At 70.2% G+C, this 18,677-nt stretch carries 19 protein-coding genes; 13 read left to right on the forward strand and 6 right to left on the reverse strand.

The features are described 5' to 3' along the window. Window positions 1-150 precede the first annotated feature (150 nt). From KXR53_RS18320 to KXR53_RS18355, 8 genes are all read left to right on the forward strand, one after another. Window positions 151-510 (forward strand): GFA family protein, encoded by a 360-nt coding sequence (locus tag KXR53_RS18320; protein WP_026870766.1) that lies wholly within the window; start codon window positions 151-153, stop codon window positions 508-510. A 31-nt stretch (window positions 511-541) separates the two neighbouring features. Next, window positions 542-1,912: an NAD(P)H-dependent oxidoreductase gene (locus tag KXR53_RS18325; protein ID WP_437376687.1), complete on the forward strand. Its 1,371-nt coding sequence runs from the start codon at window positions 542-544 to the stop codon at window positions 1,910-1,912. Window positions 1,913-2,109: 197 nt separating this feature from the next. Then, the gene (locus tag KXR53_RS18330; RefSeq protein ID WP_437376688.1) at window positions 2,110-2,577 is read left to right on the forward strand and encodes a MarR family transcriptional regulator; all 468 of its coding nucleotides are present in this window, start codon (window positions 2,110-2,112) and stop codon (window positions 2,575-2,577) included. Window positions 2,578-2,592: 15 nt separating this feature from the next. Beyond that, window positions 2,593-4,662: an FUSC family protein gene (locus KXR53_RS18335; RefSeq protein WP_437376689.1), complete on the forward strand. Its 2,070-nt coding sequence runs from the start codon at window positions 2,593-2,595 to the stop codon at window positions 4,660-4,662. Next, window positions 4,659-4,856, forward strand: a complete 198-nt coding sequence (locus KXR53_RS18340) for a DUF1656 domain-containing protein (protein WP_437376690.1) — start codon at window positions 4,659-4,661, stop codon at window positions 4,854-4,856. The genes KXR53_RS18335 and KXR53_RS18340 overlap by 4 nt, the downstream gene beginning before the upstream one ends. Before the next feature lie 16 nt (window positions 4,857-4,872). Next, window positions 4,873-5,769, forward strand: coding sequence for an efflux RND transporter periplasmic adaptor subunit (locus KXR53_RS18345; protein ID WP_437376691.1), 897 nt, complete (start codon window positions 4,873-4,875; stop codon window positions 5,767-5,769). A 57-nt stretch (window positions 5,770-5,826) separates the two neighbouring features. Continuing rightward, a complete protein-coding gene (locus KXR53_RS18350) occupies window positions 5,827-6,141 on the forward strand; it encodes a type II toxin-antitoxin system RelE/ParE family toxin (protein ID WP_437376692.1) in 315 nt (104 codons plus the stop codon). A gap of 11 nt (window positions 6,142-6,152) precedes the next feature. After that, a complete protein-coding gene (locus KXR53_RS18355; RefSeq protein WP_437376693.1) occupies window positions 6,153-6,434 on the forward strand; it encodes a helix-turn-helix domain-containing protein in 282 nt (93 codons plus the stop codon). A gap of 9 nt (window positions 6,435-6,443) precedes the next feature. On the opposite strand, the gene KXR53_RS18360 is transcribed toward KXR53_RS18355, so the two are convergent. Together KXR53_RS18360 and KXR53_RS18365 are read right to left on the reverse strand one after the other, a co-directional pair. Continuing rightward, the gene (locus KXR53_RS18360) at window positions 6,444-8,324 is read right to left on the reverse strand and encodes an ABC transporter ATP-binding protein (protein WP_437376694.1); all 1,881 of its coding nucleotides are present in this window, start codon (window positions 8,322-8,324) and stop codon (window positions 6,444-6,446) included. 136 nt (window positions 8,325-8,460) lie between these two features. After that, entirely contained in the window at window positions 8,461-9,333 is an 873-nt protein-coding gene (locus KXR53_RS18365) for an NmrA family NAD(P)-binding protein (protein WP_437376695.1), read from the reverse strand. A gap of 96 nt (window positions 9,334-9,429) precedes the next feature. Here KXR53_RS18365 and KXR53_RS18370 point away from each other — a divergent pair, with 96 nt between their 5' ends. Then, window positions 9,430-10,347, forward strand: a complete 918-nt coding sequence (locus KXR53_RS18370; RefSeq protein WP_437376696.1) for a LysR family transcriptional regulator — start codon at window positions 9,430-9,432, stop codon at window positions 10,345-10,347. 14 nt (window positions 10,348-10,361) lie between these two features. Here KXR53_RS18370 and KXR53_RS18375 read toward each other — a convergent pair whose 3' ends face one another. Further along, on the reverse strand, window positions 10,362-11,963 hold the full coding sequence (locus KXR53_RS18375; protein ID WP_437376697.1) for a glucan biosynthesis protein: 1,602 nt from the start codon (window positions 11,961-11,963) through the stop codon (window positions 10,362-10,364). Between the two features lie 135 nt (window positions 11,964-12,098). Between KXR53_RS18375 and KXR53_RS18380 the strand changes: the two genes are divergently transcribed. Then, a complete protein-coding gene (locus tag KXR53_RS18380) occupies window positions 12,099-13,085 on the forward strand; it encodes an isopenicillin N synthase family dioxygenase (RefSeq protein ID WP_437376698.1) in 987 nt (328 codons plus the stop codon). A 6-nt stretch (window positions 13,086-13,091) separates the two neighbouring features. On the opposite strand, the gene KXR53_RS18385 is transcribed toward KXR53_RS18380, so the two are convergent. Continuing rightward, window positions 13,092-13,280, reverse strand: coding sequence for a DUF1674 domain-containing protein (locus KXR53_RS18385; RefSeq protein ID WP_437376699.1), 189 nt, complete (start codon window positions 13,278-13,280; stop codon window positions 13,092-13,094). A 93-nt stretch (window positions 13,281-13,373) separates the two neighbouring features. Between KXR53_RS18385 and htpX the strand changes: the two genes are divergently transcribed. The 3 genes from htpX (at window position 13,374) to KXR53_RS18400 (ending at window position 15,991) form a co-directional block, all read left to right on the forward strand. Next, on the forward strand, window positions 13,374-14,243 hold the full coding sequence (htpX, locus tag KXR53_RS18390) for a zinc metalloprotease HtpX (protein ID WP_437376700.1): 870 nt from the start codon (window positions 13,374-13,376) through the stop codon (window positions 14,241-14,243). A gap of 153 nt (window positions 14,244-14,396) precedes the next feature. Then, window positions 14,397-15,683 carry an MFS transporter gene (locus tag KXR53_RS18395; RefSeq protein ID WP_437376701.1) on the forward strand — a complete coding sequence of 429 codons (1,287 nt, stop codon included), beginning with the start codon at window positions 14,397-14,399 and terminating at the stop codon, window positions 15,681-15,683. A gap of 62 nt (window positions 15,684-15,745) precedes the next feature. Continuing rightward, entirely contained in the window at window positions 15,746-15,991 is a 246-nt protein-coding gene (locus tag KXR53_RS18400; protein WP_437376702.1) for a hypothetical protein, read from the forward strand. 188 nt (window positions 15,992-16,179) lie between these two features. On the opposite strand, the gene purH is transcribed toward KXR53_RS18400, so the two are convergent. Further along, the gene (purH, locus tag KXR53_RS18405; RefSeq protein ID WP_437376703.1) at window positions 16,180-17,760 is read right to left on the reverse strand and encodes a bifunctional phosphoribosylaminoimidazolecarboxamide formyltransferase/IMP cyclohydrolase; all 1,581 of its coding nucleotides are present in this window, start codon (window positions 17,758-17,760) and stop codon (window positions 16,180-16,182) included. A 65-nt stretch (window positions 17,761-17,825) separates the two neighbouring features. Continuing rightward, a complete protein-coding gene (gene aac(3) / locus KXR53_RS18410; RefSeq protein WP_437376705.1) occupies window positions 17,826-18,659 on the reverse strand; it encodes an aminoglycoside 3-N-acetyltransferase in 834 nt (277 codons plus the stop codon). Between the last annotated feature and the right edge of the window lie 18 nt (window positions 18,660-18,677).

Raw genomic sequence — 18,677 nt, forward strand, 5'->3', positions numbered from 1 at the left:
CGGACTCAAAAGTAGGATGAATTCGCCACCGCTTCAAATGACGGCTCGGCGGATCCGTGATCCCGGTGGACAGGACGGGGCTCCCGGGCGACTCTCTCGCCCGAACGCCGCCGTTTCCGGGCGACGATCCAGAAGCCGGAGGAACGCCCCATGCCCGAGACGAAGACCTATGAGGGCGGCTGCCATTGCGGCGCCGTGCGCTATCGGGTCGAGACCGACCTGGCCCAGGTGATGAGCTGCAACTGCTCGCACTGCCAGAAGCGCGGCCTGATGCTGACCTTCGTGACGCCCGACCGCTTCACCATGGTCTCCGGCGGCGAGAACCTGGTCGACTACCAGTTCAACAAGAAGGTGATCCATCATCTGTTCTGCCCGGGCTGCGGCATCGAATCCTTCGCCCGCGGCCGCAAGCCTGACGGCACCGAGATGGTCGCGGTCAATGTCCGCTGCCTCGACGACATCGATCTCTCGACCCTGAGCCCGATCCCGGTCGACGGCCGGAGCTTCTGAACCCAGAGGTTTCTCCAGCGGGAGCCCCGCCATGAATCTCGCGACCAAGCTGAGGCAGCGCGCCGCCGAGGGCCGTCCCGTCCGGGTCGGCCTCATCGGTGCCGGCAAGTTCGGCTCGATGTTCCTGGCGCAGCTGCGCACCACGACCGGCCTGCATCTGCTGGGCGTGGCCGACCTGTCGGCGGAGCGAGCGCGCAAGGCGATGGCGAACACCGGCTGGGACATCGACGCGGTCCTGGCTTCCTCCTTCGACGACGCGCGCAAGACCGGGCGAACCCACGTCACCGAGGATGCCGAGGCGCTGATCCGCGCCGGCGGGCTGGACGTGGTGGTCGACGCGACCGGCAGCCCGGCCGCCGGCATCCGCCACGCGCTGCTGTCGGCCGAGAACGGCCGCCACATCGTCATGGTGAATGTCGAGGCCGACGTCCTGGCCGGCCCCTATCTGGCCGAGCGGTTCCGCAAGGCCGGCCTGGTCTACAGCCTCGCCTATGGCGACCAGCCGGCGCTGGTCTGCGAGATGGTGGATTGGGCGGAGACCTGCGGCTTCCGGGTGGTGGCCGCCGGCAAGGGCACGAAGTACCTGCCGAGCTATCATCAGTCCACGCCCGATACCGTCTGGGGCCATTTCGGCATCACCGACGAGGAGGCGCGGCTCGGCGGCATGAACCCGCAGATGTTCAACTCCTTCATCGACGGTACGAAATCGGCGATCGAGATGGCGGCGATTTCCAACGCCACGGGGCTGGTGGCGCCGCGCGACGGCCTGCTGTTTCCGCCGGCGGGCGCGCATGACCTTGCCCGGGTGCTGAAGCCGCGCGCGGATGGCGGCATTCTCGAACGTGCCGGCATGGTCGAGGTGGTGACGAGTCTGGAGCGCGACGGCCGGCAGGTCGTCAACGACCTGCGCTGGGGCGTCTATGTCGTGTTCGAGGCCGGCGACGACGACGCCCGCGCCGCCTATACGCGCCGCTGCTTCCGCGAATACAACATCACCATCGATCCGTCGGGCCGCTATGCGGCGCTCTATCGGACGGTCCATTTCATCGGCCTCGAGCTCGGCGTCAGCGTCGCCTCGGCAGCCCTGCGGCACGAGGCGACCGGGAGCCCGACGGCGTTCCGCGCGGATGCGGTCGCCGTCGCCAAGAAGCCGCTCGCCGTCGGCGAGATGCTGGACGGGGAGGGCGGCTATGCGGTCTGGGGCCGGATCATGCGGGCGGAGGATTCGCTGGCGATGGGCGCCCTGCCGATCGGCCTCGCCCACAAGGTCAGGCTGGCGCGGCCGGTTGAAGCCGGGAGCGTGGTGCGCTGGGACGACGTCGTGATCGAGGAGAGCGAGGCGGTGCGCATCCGCCGGGCCATGGAGGCGGAGGTCGGGGCGAGGCGCAACGCCGCGGAGTGATGCCATTCCTCATCGTCATTGCGAGGAGGCGAAGCCGACGAAGCAATCCTGGGGCCACGCCGAACGGCCCTGGATTGCTTCGCTGCGCTCGCAATGACGGCTTCGGGATTTCCATCCTTCCCAAAGCGATCTTCGTCGAGATCTGGCATGCGGCAATTGCGCTTCGGCCCTAATAGTTAGCATCCTAATAAATTCCCATGCCAAGCAACCCCTCCGCCGCGCGGGCCGATTTCGGCTTCCGCCTGTTCCTCGTCGCCCGGCTGTGGCGACGCGAGGTCGACGAGGCGCTGGGCCGCTACGGGCTCAGCGCCGCCACCTGGCAGCCGCTGCTGCACGTCTCCCGGCTGGGTGAGGGCATCCGGCAGCGCGACCTGGCGGAATCGCTCGGCATCGAGGGACCGTCGCTGGTCCGCCTGCTCGACTTGCTCGAGAGCCAGGGGCTGATCGAGCGGCGCGAGGACGAGGCCGATCGCCGCGCCAAGGCTGTCCACCTGACGGCGGACGGCCGGACGCTGGTGGAGGGCATCCAGGGCGTCACCGCGGAAATCCGCGAACGGCTGCTCGCCGGCATCTCCGACGAGGATATGATGCTCTGCCTTGGCCTTCTCGGCCGGATCGAGCGGAACATCGCGGCCGGCCGGCCGCAGCAGGACAGCGGCCGCTAGGCCCTCGGGGGACGCATGGACTGGCCGACTTGGCGCGACGGCGTCTTCTCGCTGCGCACCTTCTGCGCCGCGATGCTCGCCGCCTGGATCTCGCTGCGCCTCAACCTGTCCTCGCCCGGCACGGCGGTGCTGACCGTCTACATCGTGTCGCAGCCGCTGACCGGGATGATGCTGTCGAAGAGCGTCTACCGCGTGCTCGGCACCCTGGCCGGCGGCCTCGCCACGCTGCTCTTCATCGGCCTGTTCGCCCAGGCGCGCGAGCTGTTCGTGCTGGCTGCCGCGCTGTGGTTTGGGGTTTGCATCTATATCTCCGTCCTGCTGCGCGACGCGCCCGCGGCCTATGCGCCGATGCTGGCCGGCTACACCGCGGCGATCATCGGCTTCCCGGTGATCACGGCGCCGACCACGGTGTTCGACACCACGGTGACCCGCTGCACCGAGATCCTGATCGGCATCGGCTGCGCCGGGCTGCTCAGCGCCATCATCCTGCCGCGGCCGGTCGGCCCGATCCTGCAGGACCGGATCGAGGCGGTTCTGGCGGCGACCGCGAAATGGTCGGTCGACATCCTGCGCGGCCAGGGGGAGGAGGCGCCGGGCCAGGCCGACCGCGCCCGGCTGATCGCCGATGCGGTGGCGCTGGAGACGCTGCGCTCCCACGCCGTCTTCGACACAAGGGCGATCCGCCTGGCGAACGACGTGATCCGCCAGCTGCAGGGCCGGCTGTTCATGTTCCTGGCCGTGCTGGTGTCGGTGCAGGACCGGGCCTGGCTGCTGCGCCGCCAGGACCCGGTGCGCTGGCAGGCGATCGCGCCGGCCTTCGAGGCGGTGGCGCGGATCATGGACCGCGCGCTCGGCCCGGCCCAGCCGAAGGACGAGGAAAGCATCGCCGCCGCCCGCCGGCTGATCGAGTCGCTGCAGCCCGGCGCCGAGGAGGTGCGGCAGGGCGGTCCGGCGATGATCGTGCGCATCCTGCTGGACCGGCTGCAGGACCTGCTGTCGCTGCGCGGCGAGTGCCTGGATCTGCGCGACCACATCGCCGCCGGCACGCGGCCGCGCCGCATGGGCCCGGCGCCGTCGATCCGCCGGCACCGCGACCAGGCGGTCGCCCTGATCGCCGGCTTCACCGCCTTCCTCACCCTCGCCATCGGATGCATCTTCTGGATCGAGACGGGCTGGAGCAACGGCGCCTCGGCCGCGACCATGATCGTGATCGCCTGCGGCTTCTTCTCGGCCGCGGACGAGCCGGCGGTGGCGGCGCTCGGCTTCCTCAAGATGACGGCGGTCGCGGTGGTGCTCAGCCTGATCTACGTCACGCTGGTGCTGCCGCGGCTCGACGGCTTCTTCATGCTGGCCGCCGCGCTCGCGCTCTACCTGATCCCGGCCGGGATGCTGATCTCGGCGCCGCGGGTCGGGCTGGCGGCGGTGCCGCTGGTGGTCAACTTCCTGTTCCTGCTGTCGCTCGGCAGCGCGCCCTCGCTCGACTTCGCCGCCTATGTGAACAACGCCCTCGCCGTGCTGGTCGGGATCGCCATCGCCGTGGCGCTGTTCCGCCTCCTGCGGCCGCTCGGCACGCAATGGGCGGCGCGCCGGCTGGTCACCGGGATCATGGACGACCTGGCCAGCCTGGCCGCCGGCGCGTCGCCGCAGCCGGACGAGTTCGCGAGCCGCATGTTCGACCGGATCAACGGCCTGTTCCTGCGTCTGGACCAGGCGTCGCCCGGCGACCGCCCGATCCTGCAGGGCAGCCTCGCCAGCCTGCGCGTCGGCCACAACACCCTGCTGCTGCGCCGGCTCGACGGCCGGCTGCCGGCCCCGGCGGGGGAGGCGGTGACGGCGGCGCTGGCGGGCGTAGCCCGCCATTTCGCCCGCGCCTGGCGTCGGCCGGGAAACAGCGGCCGGGACGCGATGGCGGCGCTGGTCTGGGCCGAGGCGGCGCTGCGGGCATGCGAGCCGGAGGCCGATGTCGTCGCGGCCCAGATCTCCGTCGCCGCGATCCGCATCGCGCTCGAGCACCACGCCGAATTCTTCGCCCTGCCGCAACCCGGCGGCCCGCCGCTGATCCAGGACCTGACTGTGCCGACATGATCAAGGAAATCGACCTCGCCGGCGTCTATCTGTCGCCGATGCTCGGCTACTTCGTGGCCGCGCTGGCGCTCACCGGCATCCTGCGCTTCGGCCTCGGCCGGATCGGCGCCTATCGCTGGATCTGGCATCCGGCGCTGTTCGACCTGTCGCTGCTGCTGATCATCCTGACCACCCTCGTCGTGCTGACGATGTGAGGGGAAGAAGACGACCATGAAACTCGCAACCCTCGCGCTCCGAATCCTCATCACCCTGGTCGTGGCGGCCGGCGCCGCCGTCGCCGGGGTGCTGCTGTGGCAGTACTACATCGACAGCCCCTGGACCCGGGACGCCCGGGTGGCGGCCGAGATCGTGCAGGTGGCGCCCGATGTCTCCGGCGTCGTCGACGACCTGCGCGTGGTCAACAACCAGCGGGTGCAGAAGGGCGACGTGCTGTTCGTGATCGACCCCGACCGCTACGCCCTGGCGGTGCAGCGGGCCCAGGCGGCGCTCGACAGCCAGCGGGCGCAGACCGAGGAGCTGGTGCTGGAGGCTGAGCGCCGCGCCAGGCTCGGCAGCAACGCGATCTCGATCGAGGCCCGGCAGCAGGCCGAGGCCGCAGCCCAGGCGGCACGCGCGGCGGTGGAGCAGGACGAGGCGGCGCTGGCGACGGCCAAGCTGGACCTGGAGCGGACGACGGTGCGGTCGCCGGTCAACGGCTACGTCTCGACCCTGATCCTGCGGCAGGGCGCCTATGCCACCGCGGGCAAGCAGGTGATGGCGATCGTCGACGCCGACAGCTTCCATCTCCGCGGCTATTTCGAGGAGACGAAGATCCCGCGCATCCGGCCGGATGACAAGGTCGAGATCCGGCTGATGGGCGTGTCGACGCCGCTTCAGGGCCATGTCGAGAGCATCGACCGCGCCATCGCCGACCGCGAGGTGGCGATCAATTCCACCTACCAGATCGTCGACGTGAACCCGACCTTCAGCTGGGTCCGCCTGGCCCAGCGCATCCCGGTCCGGATCGCCATCGACCAGGTCCCCGACGGCGTGCTGCTGGCCTCGGGCATGACCGCCACGGTCGAGGTGCTGCCGGCGGAGGAGGCGGAGAAAGCGGCGGCGAGGTAAGATTGTTCGCGACCGACTATCATTGCTTATACAAATTCTGATATAATTGAGGTCAAATTGGTCACGCCGATTGTCTTCCTGGGAGACTCGCTGGATCGCATTCGGGAGTTTCCCGAGACGGCGCGGCGCGAGGCCGGTGTCGAACTGCGTCAGATCCAGCTTGGGTTGGACCCCTCGGACTGGAAACCGATGAAGACGATCGGCCTCGGTGTTCGGGAAGTCCGGATTCGGGACAAGGCCGGAGCATTTCGGGTGATCTACTTAGTGAAGCGGGGCGATGCGGTCTACGTGCTCCACGCGTTCCAGAAGAAGACGCAGCAAACCGCAAAGAAGGACCTGGATTTGGCTGCCGCACGGTTCCGGCAGATTTGATGAGGCTGGTTATGGAACGTCAGAGCTTCGAGAACGTGTGGGATGCGTTGGAGGACACACCGGCCGAGGCCGCGAATATGACGATGCGGTCCGATCTGCTGATTGCGCTCCGCCAGCGGGTGCAGAGCTGGAACGTCACTCAGGCCGAAGCTGCCCGCCGGCTTCAGATCACGCAGCCCCGCCTGAACGACCTTCTGCGCGGCCGGATCAACAATTTCAGCCTGGACGCGCTCATCAATCTCGCGGGCCGGGCCGGGCTGACCGTTCGCCTCGACATTACCGAAGCGGCCTGATCAGGGCGCCTACTCCGCCGCCTGCTCCTCCTCGCCCAGGAAGCCGCCGGACTGGCGGCGCCACAGGGCGGCGTAGTGGCCGTTGGCCTTCAGCAGCTCGTCATGCGAGCCGACCTCGACGATGCGGCCGCGGTCGAGGATCACCAGCCGGTCCATGCGGGCGATGGTCGACAGGCGGTGGGCGATGGCGATCACAGTTTTGCCCTGCATCAGGCTCTCGAGCTGCTCCTGGATCGCCGCCTCGACCTCGGAATCGAGCGCCGAGGTCGCCTCGTCCAGCACCAGGATCGGCGCGTTCTTCAGCACCACGCGGGCGATGGCGATGCGCTGGCGCTGGCCGCCGGACAGCTTCACCCCGCGCTCGCCGACATGGGCCTCATAGCCGCGCCGGCCGCGCCAGTCCTCGAGGTCGAGGATGAAGTCGTGGGCGTGCGCCTGCTTCGCCGCCGCGATCACCTCCTCATGTGTCGCCGAGGGCCGGCCGTAGTTCAGGTTCTCGAAGATCGAGCGGTGCAGCAGCGAGGTGTCTTGTGTGACGACCGAGATCTGCTCGCGCAGGCTCTCCTGCGTCACCCCGGCGATGTCCTGGCCGTCGATCAGGATGCGGCCGCGCTCCAGGTCGAAGAAGCGCAGCAGCAGGTTGACCAGGGTCGACTTGCCGGCGCCGGAGCGGCCGACCAGGCCGATCTTCTCGCCGGGGCGGATGTCGAGGTTCAGATTCTCGATCACCCCGCCCGGCCGGCCGTAGTTGAAGCTGACATGGTCGAAGCGGATTGCGCCCTTGGTCACCTTCAGCCGCTTGGCGTCCGGCTTGTCGACCAGGCGCAGCGGCTTGGCGATCGAGATCATGCCCTCCTGCACCACGCCGATATTCTCGAAGATCGTAGTCACCTGCTGCGCCACCCAGCCGGCCATGTTGACGATCTGCCAGGTCAGCGGCAGCACCATGGCCACGGCGCCTAGCGCCACCATCCCCTGGCGCCACAACAGGATGGCGATGGTGGCGGTCGACACCACCAAGAGGGCGTTGGTGGTGGACAGGCACAGGTTGAACAGGGTGATCAGCCGCAGCTGGCCGCGGAAAATCGTGGTGTGGCCGTCCACCGCCTCGCGGACGTAGTCGTCCTCCTCCCTCGCCCGGGCGAACAGCTTCACTGTCAGGATGTTGGTGTAGCTGTCGACGATCCGGCCGGTCAGCAGCGACCGCGCCTCCGACATCTCGAGCGAGCGCTGCTTCAGCCGCGGCACGAAATAGCTGAGCAGGCCGATATAGATCGCAAACCAGCCGACGGCCGGCAGCGCCAGCCACAGATCGGCGCTGGCCATCAACACCAGCGCGCTGGTGCCGTAGACCGTGAGGTACCAGACCGCGGCGATCGACATCACCGTGCTCTCGCGCAGCGCCACCCCGGTCTGCATCACCCGGTTGGCGATGCGGCCGGCGAAGTCGTTCTGGAAGAAGGTCCAGCTCTGCCGCACGATGTGCCAGTGGCTCTGCCACCGGATCAGGTTGGTGAAGCCGCAGGCGATGATCTGGTTGATCACCAGCGCCTGCAGGAACAGGACGGCCGGCCGACCCAGCAGGATCACCGCCGCCATGCCCGCCAGCAGCGGCCAGTGCTCCGCCAGCAGCGACTCGGGCGCGGTGGTGCTGAGCAGCGTGACCACCCGGCCGATGAAGACCGGGATCAGCGAATCGAGCAGCGCGACGGCGAGGCCGACGGCCAGCAGCGCCAGGTAGTACCAGCGCACCTGGCGCAGAAAGAACCAGTAGAAGCGCAGCAGCTTGGCCGGTGGCTGGCCAGGCATGCCCCTGGCGGTCGGGGACACGCGGGCCTCGAAGAAGCGGAACATGACGGGGCTTTCGGCGGCATTCCTGGGCAGGCTCATAGCCTGCGCCGGTAATGCGGCGTCGAAAAGGCCCGACATCTTCGACGCAGGAATTCGCTCCGCGCGGGTCTCGCGACATCTTCTGCCTGTACGCCTTGTCGGCGGCGGCGAGGGGCCGAGACCCCTCGCCCTGGGCTCAGGCCCGGCCCAGCGCGGCGACGACCGTGTCGATCGATGTCCGGCCCTGGCGTCGTTCGGCGGCCGGATCGCTGGCGAAGTCGATATGGCCGCTGTTGATGCCGCGCATCATCTCGATGAAGCCGGCCAGCGTGCGCGCCGAGAAGCCGCTCTGCGACAGGGCCTCGGGCCAGCCCGCTTCCGGGACGGCGACGGCCTGCACGGGCTTGCCGAGCGCCCGGCCGAAGGCGGCGGCGACATCGTTCGGCGACACCGCGGCGGGTCCCTCCAGGGCGATCGTGCGGTGACCGGCCCAGCCCTCGCGCAGGACCTCCGCGGCGACGCGGCCGATATCGGCGGTGGCCACCATCGGAATCGCCCGGTCGAGCGGCGCCAGCAGGCTCGGCAGCACGCCTTCGGCGGCGGCGAGGCCGGCCACCTCGGCCCAGTTCTCCATGAAATAGGCGGCGCGGATGAAGGTCGCCGGCAGGCCGATCCCGGCCAGCCGCTGTTCGAGCGTCCGGTTGGTGGCGATCATCCCGGTTCCGCTCGGCCGGTCCGAGCCGACCGAGGACAGGACCACGAGCCTCGGCAGGCGGGCGGCGACGGCCGCCTCGGCGATCGCGTCCGCCACGGCCGCGGCGTCGCCGAAGGGATCCTCCGCCCCATAGCCGGGCGGGTTCAGCAGATAGGCGCCGCGGGCGCCGGAGAGGGCGGCGGTCAGAGTTCCGGCGTCGCGGAGATCGGCGATCGCGACCTCGGCACCCTGCTGCACCCAGGGGCCGGCCTTGGCAGCGTCGCGAACGACGACGCGGACGGGCTCTCCCGCCTCGATCAGGGCCCGGGCGGCTGCAGCCCCCGTGTTCCCGCTCACACCGGCGACGACAAACATGGCTTTCTCCTGCATTGGCCCGCCCACGATCGGGTCGGTGCTGAGGAGATGCGGCGAGGGTCGCCATATCGAAAATGCATGGGTATGATCTTCTCCATGCACGAAGTGGATCTGGCTGGAGTCGACCTCAACCTCCTGAAGCTGCTCGACGCGCTGCTGCGGGAGCGCAGCGTCACCCGGGCCGGGCTGCGGCTCGGCCTCAGCCAGCCGGCCGCCAGCCGGGCTCTCGGCCGGTTGCGCCGCCTGCTGGCCGACCGGATCGTGGTCCGGACGCCGAAGGGGCTGGAGCTGACGCCGCGGGCCGCTGCCCTGGCCGAACCGGTGGCGCGGCTGTTGGAGAGCGCCCGAGCGATCGTGGCGCCGGCGGACTTCGACCCGGCGACGGCGCGCGGCCGCGTCACCATCGCGGGCGTCGACTACACGACCCTGCTCGTGATGCCCGCCCTGGTGTCACGGCTGTCGCGCCTGGCGCCGGGGCTCGATCTGGAGATCCCGCCCCTGGCCGGCGACCATGTGGAGCTGATCGCCGCGGATGCCGCCGATCTGGCGCTCGGCGTCTATGACACTCTGCCGGCCGGATTCTTCCGCCGGGCGCTCTACGACGAGGACCTGGTCTGCGCGGTCCGCCGTGGCCATCCCGTGGTCGCGGAGGGGCTGACGCTGGAACGCTTCGCCGGCCTGTCGCATCTGCTGGTGATCGTCACCGGCCGGGGCGAGGCGCCGGTCGACGTGGCGCTGGCCCGGCACGGGCTGACCCGGCGGGTGGCGATGCGGCTGCCGCATTTCATCGCCGCGCCGATGCTGGTGGCGGAGAGCGACATGATCCTGTCGCTGCCGCGCCGATTGGCGCGCCGCGTCGCCGCCACGGCGCCGATCGAGATTCTGGAGCTGCCGCTGGAGATCGGACCTCTCACCGTGTCGATGATCTGGCACGAGCGGCGGCAGGACGACCCGGCCCATGCCTGGCTGCGCCGGCAGCTGGCGGAAGCGGCGCGCGAGGCCGCCCGCAACTGACCGCCGGCGCCGCCTCAGGCTGGGGGCGGTTCAGGGTCGAGCTGATACAGCCAGGTCTCGGTCAGCGGCTTGCCGTCCAGGCGCAGGAACATCCGCAGCTCGACCGGATCGCCGCCGTCGACCGCGAGATCGAAGGCGGCGCGCCAGACATTGCCGTTCGGCACCGGCTCGCTGAACGGCCGCTGGATGGTGCCGCGCGAGGCGGTCGCCACCACCTCCGGGAACACGCCGTAGGGGATCCGGCGCATCACCGCCGGGTTGTCGAACTCGGCGGCGATCTTGTAGATGCCGGGCGGACGCGGCTTGCCCGGCTCGCCGCCGCGGCCGATCCGGGTGGCGATGGTGCGGGCGATGTCCTGGTCGGGATAGGGCTCGTCCGCCAGCCAGTGCAGCCGGTACTTCAGATCGTGGCGGTCGGCGGCCGCCGCATCGCCCTCCGGCACCCAGAAGGCGACGATGTTGTCGTGGATCTCGTCGTCGGTCGGGATCTCGACCAGCTGGATCGCGCCGCGGCCGAAGGGCTGCAGCGGCTCGACCCACAGGCTCGGGCGCCGGTCGTAGAACACGCCGTCGAGATAGTGGTCGAAGTTGCGGTCGCGCTGCAGCAGGCCGAAGCCGCGCGGGTTTTCGCCGGCGAAGCTCGACACCGTGATCGCGCGCGGGTTGTTCAGCGGGCGCCAGACCCGCTCGCCATCGGCGGTCCAGATCGCCAGGCCGTCCGAATCATGCACCTCCGGCCGCCAGTCCAGCGTCCGGCCGCGGCCGTATTCGCCGTACCAGAACATCGAGGTCAGCGGCGTCAGGCCCAGGCGGAACACCGGCTTGCGCAGGAACAGCGACGCCTCGACCTCCATCACCACGCCCTCGGCCCGGTGCAGCGTGAAGCGGTAGGCGCCGCTGATGCTGGGCCCGTCCAGCACGGCGCAGACCACCGCCGGCTGCGCCGGGTCCGGCGCCTCGGCGATGAAGAACTGGGTGAAGATCGGGAACTCCTCCGGCTTGCCGGGGGCGAAGACATCGACCGCGACGCCGCGCGCCGACAGCCCGTACTGGCCGAGCGCGCCGATCGCCCGGAAATAGGAGGCGCCGAGGAAGGCGACCCAGTCCTGGGTGCGCCAGTCGTCGCGCCCGCGCCATTCCTGCAGGCGGAAGCCGGCGAAGCCGGAATCGGCCGGCAGCCTGCGGGCCGGGCTGTCCGCCGGCATGTCGAAATAGCCCGGCTGGTACAGGATCTCGCGGGCGCTGCCGCCGCCGACCAGATACATCTGGACCGAGTCGCCGAAATAGCGGCCGAGATGGAAGAAGCTGGCCGGATAGGCACCGCTGCCGTCGGCGAAGGGGGCGAGGTCGGTCTTGAACCTGATCTGGCCGTGGGCATCGTAGTCGATCGCCCGGACGATGTCCGGCGCCGGCTTATAGGGCGGCTGGTAGGGCTGCGCCGCCAGGGCCTGGGCCCGGGCAACCAGCGCCTCGTAGGAGAAGGGCGCCGCCGGGCCGAGGGCCAGCCCCTGCTGCTGCGCCGCGGCGTCGCGCGCCGCGGTTGGCAGCCCGGCCAACAGCGCGGCCGATCCGGCGGCGCGGAGCAGGGTGCGGCGATGAAGCCGGGTGGTGATCATGCATCCTCCCTGGCCGGGGCGATCCCGCCGATCCGGCAATAACCTTACGTCCCGCCGCTGGCAAGGCGCGAACGGGCTTTGACCGCGGCCGCGCAGCGTCGTGAGATGGCGCCGGACGGGAAAGGGGAGGACCGAATGAGCCTGGTGCCGGTGATCGATCTGGCGCCCGCGGCGGCGGGAGAGGCGGGACGGCGGCAGGTGTCCGCGGCGGTGGCGGCGGCCTGCGAGCGGGTCGGCTTCCTGGTGGTGACCGGCCACGGCGTGCCGGCTACGGTCATCGGCCGGGCCTGGGCCGCGGCCCGCGCATTCTTCGACCTGCCCGAGGCGGCGAAGCGGACTGTGGTGATGCCGCGCCCCGGCTATCCCTACGGCTATTCGCCGGTGGCGGGGGAGAGTCTGGCGCGGTCGCTCGGCGACCGGCGGCCGCCGGACCTGAAGGAGAGCTTCTCGATCGGCCCGGCCGACCTGGTGCCGCCGCCGGACTCGGAGGAGGCGGTCGCCTTCGCCTGGGCTGCCAATCTCTGGCCGGCCGAGCCGCCCGCCTTTCGCGACGCCATGCTGACCTATTACCGGGAACTGTCCGGCCTGGCCGGCCGGCTGATGCGCCTCTTCGCCCTGGGTCTCGGCCTGACGGAGAGCTTCTTCGACGATCGGATCGACCGGGCGATCAGCGCGCTGCGCCTGCTCAACTACCCGGACCAGCCGGTGCCGCCGCAGCCGGGGCAGCTCCGCGCCGGCGCCCACACCGACTACGGCTCGCTCACCATCCTGCTGCCGCAGGACGCGCCGGGCGGACTCGAGGTGCTGGGGCCAGATGGCGCCTGGCACGCTGTGCCGACCGTGCCGGGCGGCTTCGTGATCAATCTCGGTGACCTGATGGCGCGCTGGACCAACGACCGCTGGCGGTCGACCCTGCACCGCGTCGTCAACCCGCCGCCGGATGCGGCGGGCTCGACCCGGCGCCAGTCGATCGCCTTCTTCCACCAGCCGAACTGGGATGCGGAGATCGCCTGCCTGCCGACCTGCCTCGCGCCGGGCGAGACGCCCAGATACCCGCCGGTCCTGTCCGGCCCTCACCTGGCCGCGAAGTTCCGCTCGACCGTGACGCTGCCGGCAGCCTAGGAGTCGTCAGAAATCCGAGCAGCGGCCGTTCACGTCCCAGTCGCCGTAGCGGGTCGGCTCCGGGCCCTTCGGGCCGCCGATCTCGCCGGGCTTCTGCGGCACGATCTCGACCGGCGCGCCAGTGCGCGGGTCTATGCGCTCGGCCAACTCCTGGGGCGACAGGGGCCTGGCGGTGGTGGTCTCGGTCTCGCTCATCCTCCCGATATGGCGAGGTCCCGCCGCCGAGTCCAGGCTTGATCGAAGCGGCGCCGGGGCCATTTCATCCGGGACGAGACTACGGAGGAACCGATGTCGGGCTACATCCGCACGGCGATGCTGCTGGCGGCCCTCACCGCGCTGTTCATGGCGGCGGGCTGGCTGCTGGGCGGGCAGGGCGGAATGATGATCGCGCTTCTGGTGGCGCTGGGCATGAACCTGTTCGCCTACTGGAACGCCGACAAGATGGTGCTGCGCATGCACAATGCGCATGAGGTCGACGCCCGCACCGCGCCCGACTTCTACAACCTCATCGCCCAGCTGGCGGAACAGGCGCGGCTGCCGATGCCGCGGGTCTATCTGATCGACGCGGACCAGCCGAACGCCTTCGCCACCGGCCGCAACCCGCAGAACGCCGCGGTCGCCGCCACCACCGGCCTCCTGCGCCGGCTATCGGCGGAGGAGGTGGCGGGCGTGATGGCGCATGAGCTGGCGCATGTCCGCAACCGCGACACGCTGATCATGACGATCACCGCGACCATCGCCGGCGCGCTGTCGATGCTGGCCAATTTCGGCCTGTTCTTCGGCGGCGGCGACAACCGCAACAACCCGCTCGGCTTCATCGGCGTGATCCTGACCGTGGTGCTGGCGCCGATCGCCGCCATGCTGGTGCAGATGGCGATCAGCCGCTCGCGGGAATACGAGGCCGACCGGATCGGGGCCGAAATCTGCGGGCGGCCGCTGTGGCTGGCCTCGGCGCTGGAAAAGATCGAAGCCTTTGCCAAGCGGATCGACTACGGTGCGGCGGAGCGGAACCCCGCCACCGCCCATATGTTCATCATCAATCCGCTCCACGCCCATGCGGTCGACAGCCTGTTCTCGACACACCCCTCGACCGCGAACCGCGTCGCCGCCCTGCGGCAGATGGCGGGCATGGCCCAGGCCGGCGGGCCGTGGGGGTGAGACCTTCTCTCCAGGTCTCCCCCACCTCGTCTTTCAACGTCATTCCCGCGAAAGCGGGAATCTCTTTCCGGTCCATGCACGACGAGATCCCCGCTTTCGCGGGGATGACGGATCAGGGAATGGGTTCCCGACTCCGCTGAGGGGGAGCCATCCGTGACCGCCGAGGCCGCCACCCCGCCCGCCGCCTCGCGGGCCGCGATCTTCGGCTGGTGCCTCTACGACTGGGCGATGAGCGCCTTCAACACGGTCATCGGCACCTTCGTCTTCTCGGTCTATTTCACCAAAGGCATCGTCGGCGACGCCGACCGCGGCGCGGCACTGTGGGGCGTTGCGACCGGCAGCGCCGGCGTCGCCATCGCCTTGCTCAGCCCGGTGCTGGGCGCGGTCGCCGATCACGGCGGCCGGCGCAAGGCCTGGCTTGCCGCCTGCGTCGCCGCGGCCGTGGTGCCGACGGCGCTGCTCTGGTTCGCGGCGCCGGACCCGTCCTGGATCGTGCCGACGATGGTGCTGGTCGGCCTTGCTGCCGTCGCCTTCGAGCTGTCCTACGTCTTCTACAACGCCCTGCTGATCGACGTGGCGCCGCCCGGGATGCTCGGCCGCGTCTCCGGCTGGGGCTGGGGCCTCGGCTATTTCGGCGGGCTGCTGTGCCTCGTCATCGCCTTGTTCGGACTGATCGGCTTCGGAGACGCGGCGCCGCTGCTGCCGCTGCCGGCGGTGGAGTCGGCCGGCCCGCGCGCCACCGGGCCGCTGGTGGCGCTGTGGTGGACGGTCTTCGCCCTGCCGCTGCTGCTGCTGGTCGGCGAGCGGCCAGGCGGCGCCCCGATCCGGGCCGCGATCCGCCGCGGCTTGGCCGATCTCTGGCGCACACTGAAGTCGCTGCCGGGGCAGGGCAACCTGGTGCGGTTCCTGATCGGCAGCGCGATCTACCGCGAAGGCTTCAACATGCTGTTCGCCTTCGGCGGCATCTACGCCGCCGGCGCGCTGGGGCTCGATTTCGGCCAGCTGGTGCTGTTCGCGATCGGCCTCAACGTCACCTCCGGCCTCGGTTCGGTGCTGTTCGCCTGGGTCGACGACGCGATCGGGTCGAAGCCGACGATCCTGATCGCGATCGTCGGGCTCGTCGTCCTCGGCGTGCCGATCATCCTGGTCACCGACCCTGTCTGGTTCATCGGCCTGGCCCTGGTGCTGGGCCTGTTCCTCGGGCCGGCGCAGGCGGCCAGCCGCACCCTGATGGGCCGCCTCGCCCCCATGGGCGGCGAGGCCGAGGCCTATGGCCTCTACGGCCTGACCGGCCGCGCCACCGGCTTCATCGGTCCCTGGCTGTTCGCCGCCGCCACCGCCGCCTTTGCCACCCAACGCGCCGGCATGGCGGCGGTCGTCGCCCTGTTCGCGCTCGGGGGGCTGATCGTGGCGACGGTGCGGGAACCCAAGCGGGGCTAAGGCTACCTCCATTTGGGACGTTGCGGTGGCATCATGATCGAACCGCGTCGGGAGGGGAGGCGATGGGCATGATGGCGGTGTGCAGGACGGATCTGGCTACGCTGGTCCTCACTCTCGGAGTGTCACTGCAGGCTCTCTGCCAGATCCCGGCGGCCACGGCCGCCGACAGCGTGATGGAGACGATCGACCAGATCCGGATCGGCGTGCCGACTCAGAAGCGGCGATACCTCCTGGCCAAGGACCTTCCGACGATGGTGGCCGAAGCCGATCGGCGAGTTTCCGGGAAATCCGAACAGGGGCTGGTCTGAATGCGTTGGCCTGCTGTAGCGGGCCAAGCACGGCAGGTCCGGAGGTGACCTCACGTCGTTAGGCTTCTCTTGTTGTCATGCCCGGGCTTGACCCGGGCATCCAGAGACTGTCGACATCTTCTGGATTGCCGGGGCAAGCCCGGCAATGACAGTAAAAAGGCAATCAGTTCAAAAAGAGCGGCACTGTCTTAATGCCGGAAATGCCGGCGGCCGGTGAACACCATGGCGATCCCGGCCTGGTCGGCGGCCTCGATCACCTCGCGGTCGCGCATCGACCCGCCGGGCTGGATCACCGCCGTGGCCCCGGCCTCGACCAAAGCGAGAAGACCGTCGGCGAAGGGGAAGAAGGCTTCCGACGCCGCCACCGAGCCAGCGATGCGCGAGCCGGTCTCGCCCGCGGCCTTGGCGGCTTCCGCCGCCTTCGACACCGCGATCTTGACGCTGTCCACCCGGCTCATCTGCCCGGCGCCGATGCCGACCGTGGCGCGGCCTTTGGCGAAGACGATGGCGTTGGACCGGACATGCTTCGCCACCTGGGTGGCGAACAGCAGGTCCTCGACCTGCTGCGGGGTCGGCGCCTTGCGGGTGACCAGCTTCAATTCCGACGCCTCCGGCGCCGCGTCGTCGCGGGTCTGGGTCAGGAAACCGCCCGCGACGCTGCGCAGGATGCGGCGGCGCTGCTTCGGGTCCTGCAGCCCGCCGGTCTTCAGCACCCGCAGATTGGCCTTGGTGGCGAACAGGGAAGCGGCCTCCGGCTCGACATCCGGCGCGATCACCACCTCGGCGAACAGCGCGGTGATCGCCTGCGCCGTGGCGCCGTCGATCGGCCGGTTGGCGGCGATGATGCCGCCGAAGGCGCTGACCGGGTCGCAGGCCAGCGCCTTGGCATAGGCCTCGGCCAGCGTGGCGGCAATGGCGACGCCGCAGGGGTTGGCGTGCTTGACGATGACGATCGCGGGCTCGGTGAACTCCGACACCGCCTCGAAGGCCGCATCGGCGTCGAGGATGTTGTTGTAGCTCAGCTCCTTGCCCTGGATCTGCTCGGCGGTGGCCGGTCCCGGTACCGCCGGGCCGCTCAGATACAGGGCGGCGGCCTGGTGCGGGTTCTCGCCGTAGCGCAGCGTCTCCGCCAGCTTGCCGGACAGCGACAGGCGCGGCGGGAAGGTCTCGCCCTCGACCTCGGCGAACCAGGCGGCAATCGCCGCGTCATAGGCGGCGGTGCGGGCGAAGGCGGCGGCGGCCAGGCGGCGGCGGGTCGGGCCCAGCGTGCCGCCATTGGCCGCGATCTCCAGGCGCAGCGGCTCATAGTCGACCGGCGAGGTGACGACCGCGACGAAGGCATGGTTCTTGGCCGCGGCGCGGGTCATAGCCGGGCCGCCGATGTCGATGTTCTCGATGGCGTCGTCGAAGCCGGCACCGCGCGCGATCGTCGCCTCGAACGGGTACAGGTTCGAGACCAGCAGGTCGATCGGCGCGATGCCGTAATCGGTCATGGCCTCGAGATGCTCGTCGCTGTCGCGCCGGGCCAGCAGGCCGCCATGGATCTTCGGGTGCAGGGTCTTGACCCGCCCGTCCATGATCTCGGGGAAGCCGGTATGGGCCGAGACCTCCTTGATCGGGATGCCGGCCTCGGCCAGCGCCTTGGCCGAGCCGCCGGTCGACAGGATCTCGACCCCGCGCTCGGCCAGGAAGCGGGCGAATTCGACGATGCCGGTCTTGTCGGAGACGGAGATCAGCGCACGGCGGATCGGCAGGGCGGCTTCGGTCATGGGAGGGCTCCCCGGGGCAGACGTGGCGCCCGTCTTTAGACCCGGACGGGTAGGTTGTCGACTGTCTAGGCGGATGCGGCGCCGCCGCGCTCCGGATCGCCGAACCGGCTCTCCAGCCAACGCACGGCGAAATCCACCATCTCCGCCGCCGGGACCAGGACCGCGGTTGCCGCACCAATGGTGCCGCGCACGCCCCGGCCTTTGGCCAGGAAATCCTCGACCACGGTCGCGAAATAGCCGTCCGGCAGCCCGTCGACGACGGGGTCGGAGGTGTCGAACTCCTCGAACCGGCGCCAGACCGTCCGGCCTTCGACCAGGATCGGCGCCTCGTAGCGCACCACCCGCTTGCCGGGGATCCGGGCCAGGTGCTCGGCATGGTGCAGGAGGCTCATGGCGTCGAGCGGGGCGCCGAGCATCAGGATCTTGCCGTGGGCCTGCACCAGCTTGGCGAAGGGCGAGCGCTCGCCATAGCCGTAGTCGAGGGCGTGGTCGGCCGTGAACCACTCGGCCCGGCCGCCGACGGCGGCGAAGGAGGCGCCGGGGTTGGCGCTGCGCCTGGCGCCCGGCCGGGTGCGGACCAACTCGGCGATGGCGCCGTTGAAGCGGCGGGCGCGGGACGAAGCCGGATCGAAGGGCGGGATGTCGTCGCGCAGCTCCGCCGGGATGGTGCCGTCCTCGTCCAGCAGGTCGTGGTAGTCGTCGCTCCAGTCGGTGTAGACCAGGATCGTGCCGCCCGGGCCGATCGCGTCTTGCAGGGCGTCGATCAGCGCATCGGGGCCGCCGAGGATCCGGCCGACCGAGCGCAGCCCGGCATGGACCATCACCGAATCGTCCGGGCCGAGGCCGATCTCGCGAAGCTGCGCGGCCAGCGTCCGCCGGGTGTGGATCTCAGCCGGCAACCGCGACCTCCGCCGATC

The sequence above is a fragment of the Inquilinus limosus genome (assembly GCF_051487185.1).
GTDB lineage: Bacteria > Pseudomonadota > Alphaproteobacteria > DSM-16000 > Inquilinaceae > Inquilinus > Inquilinus limosus_F.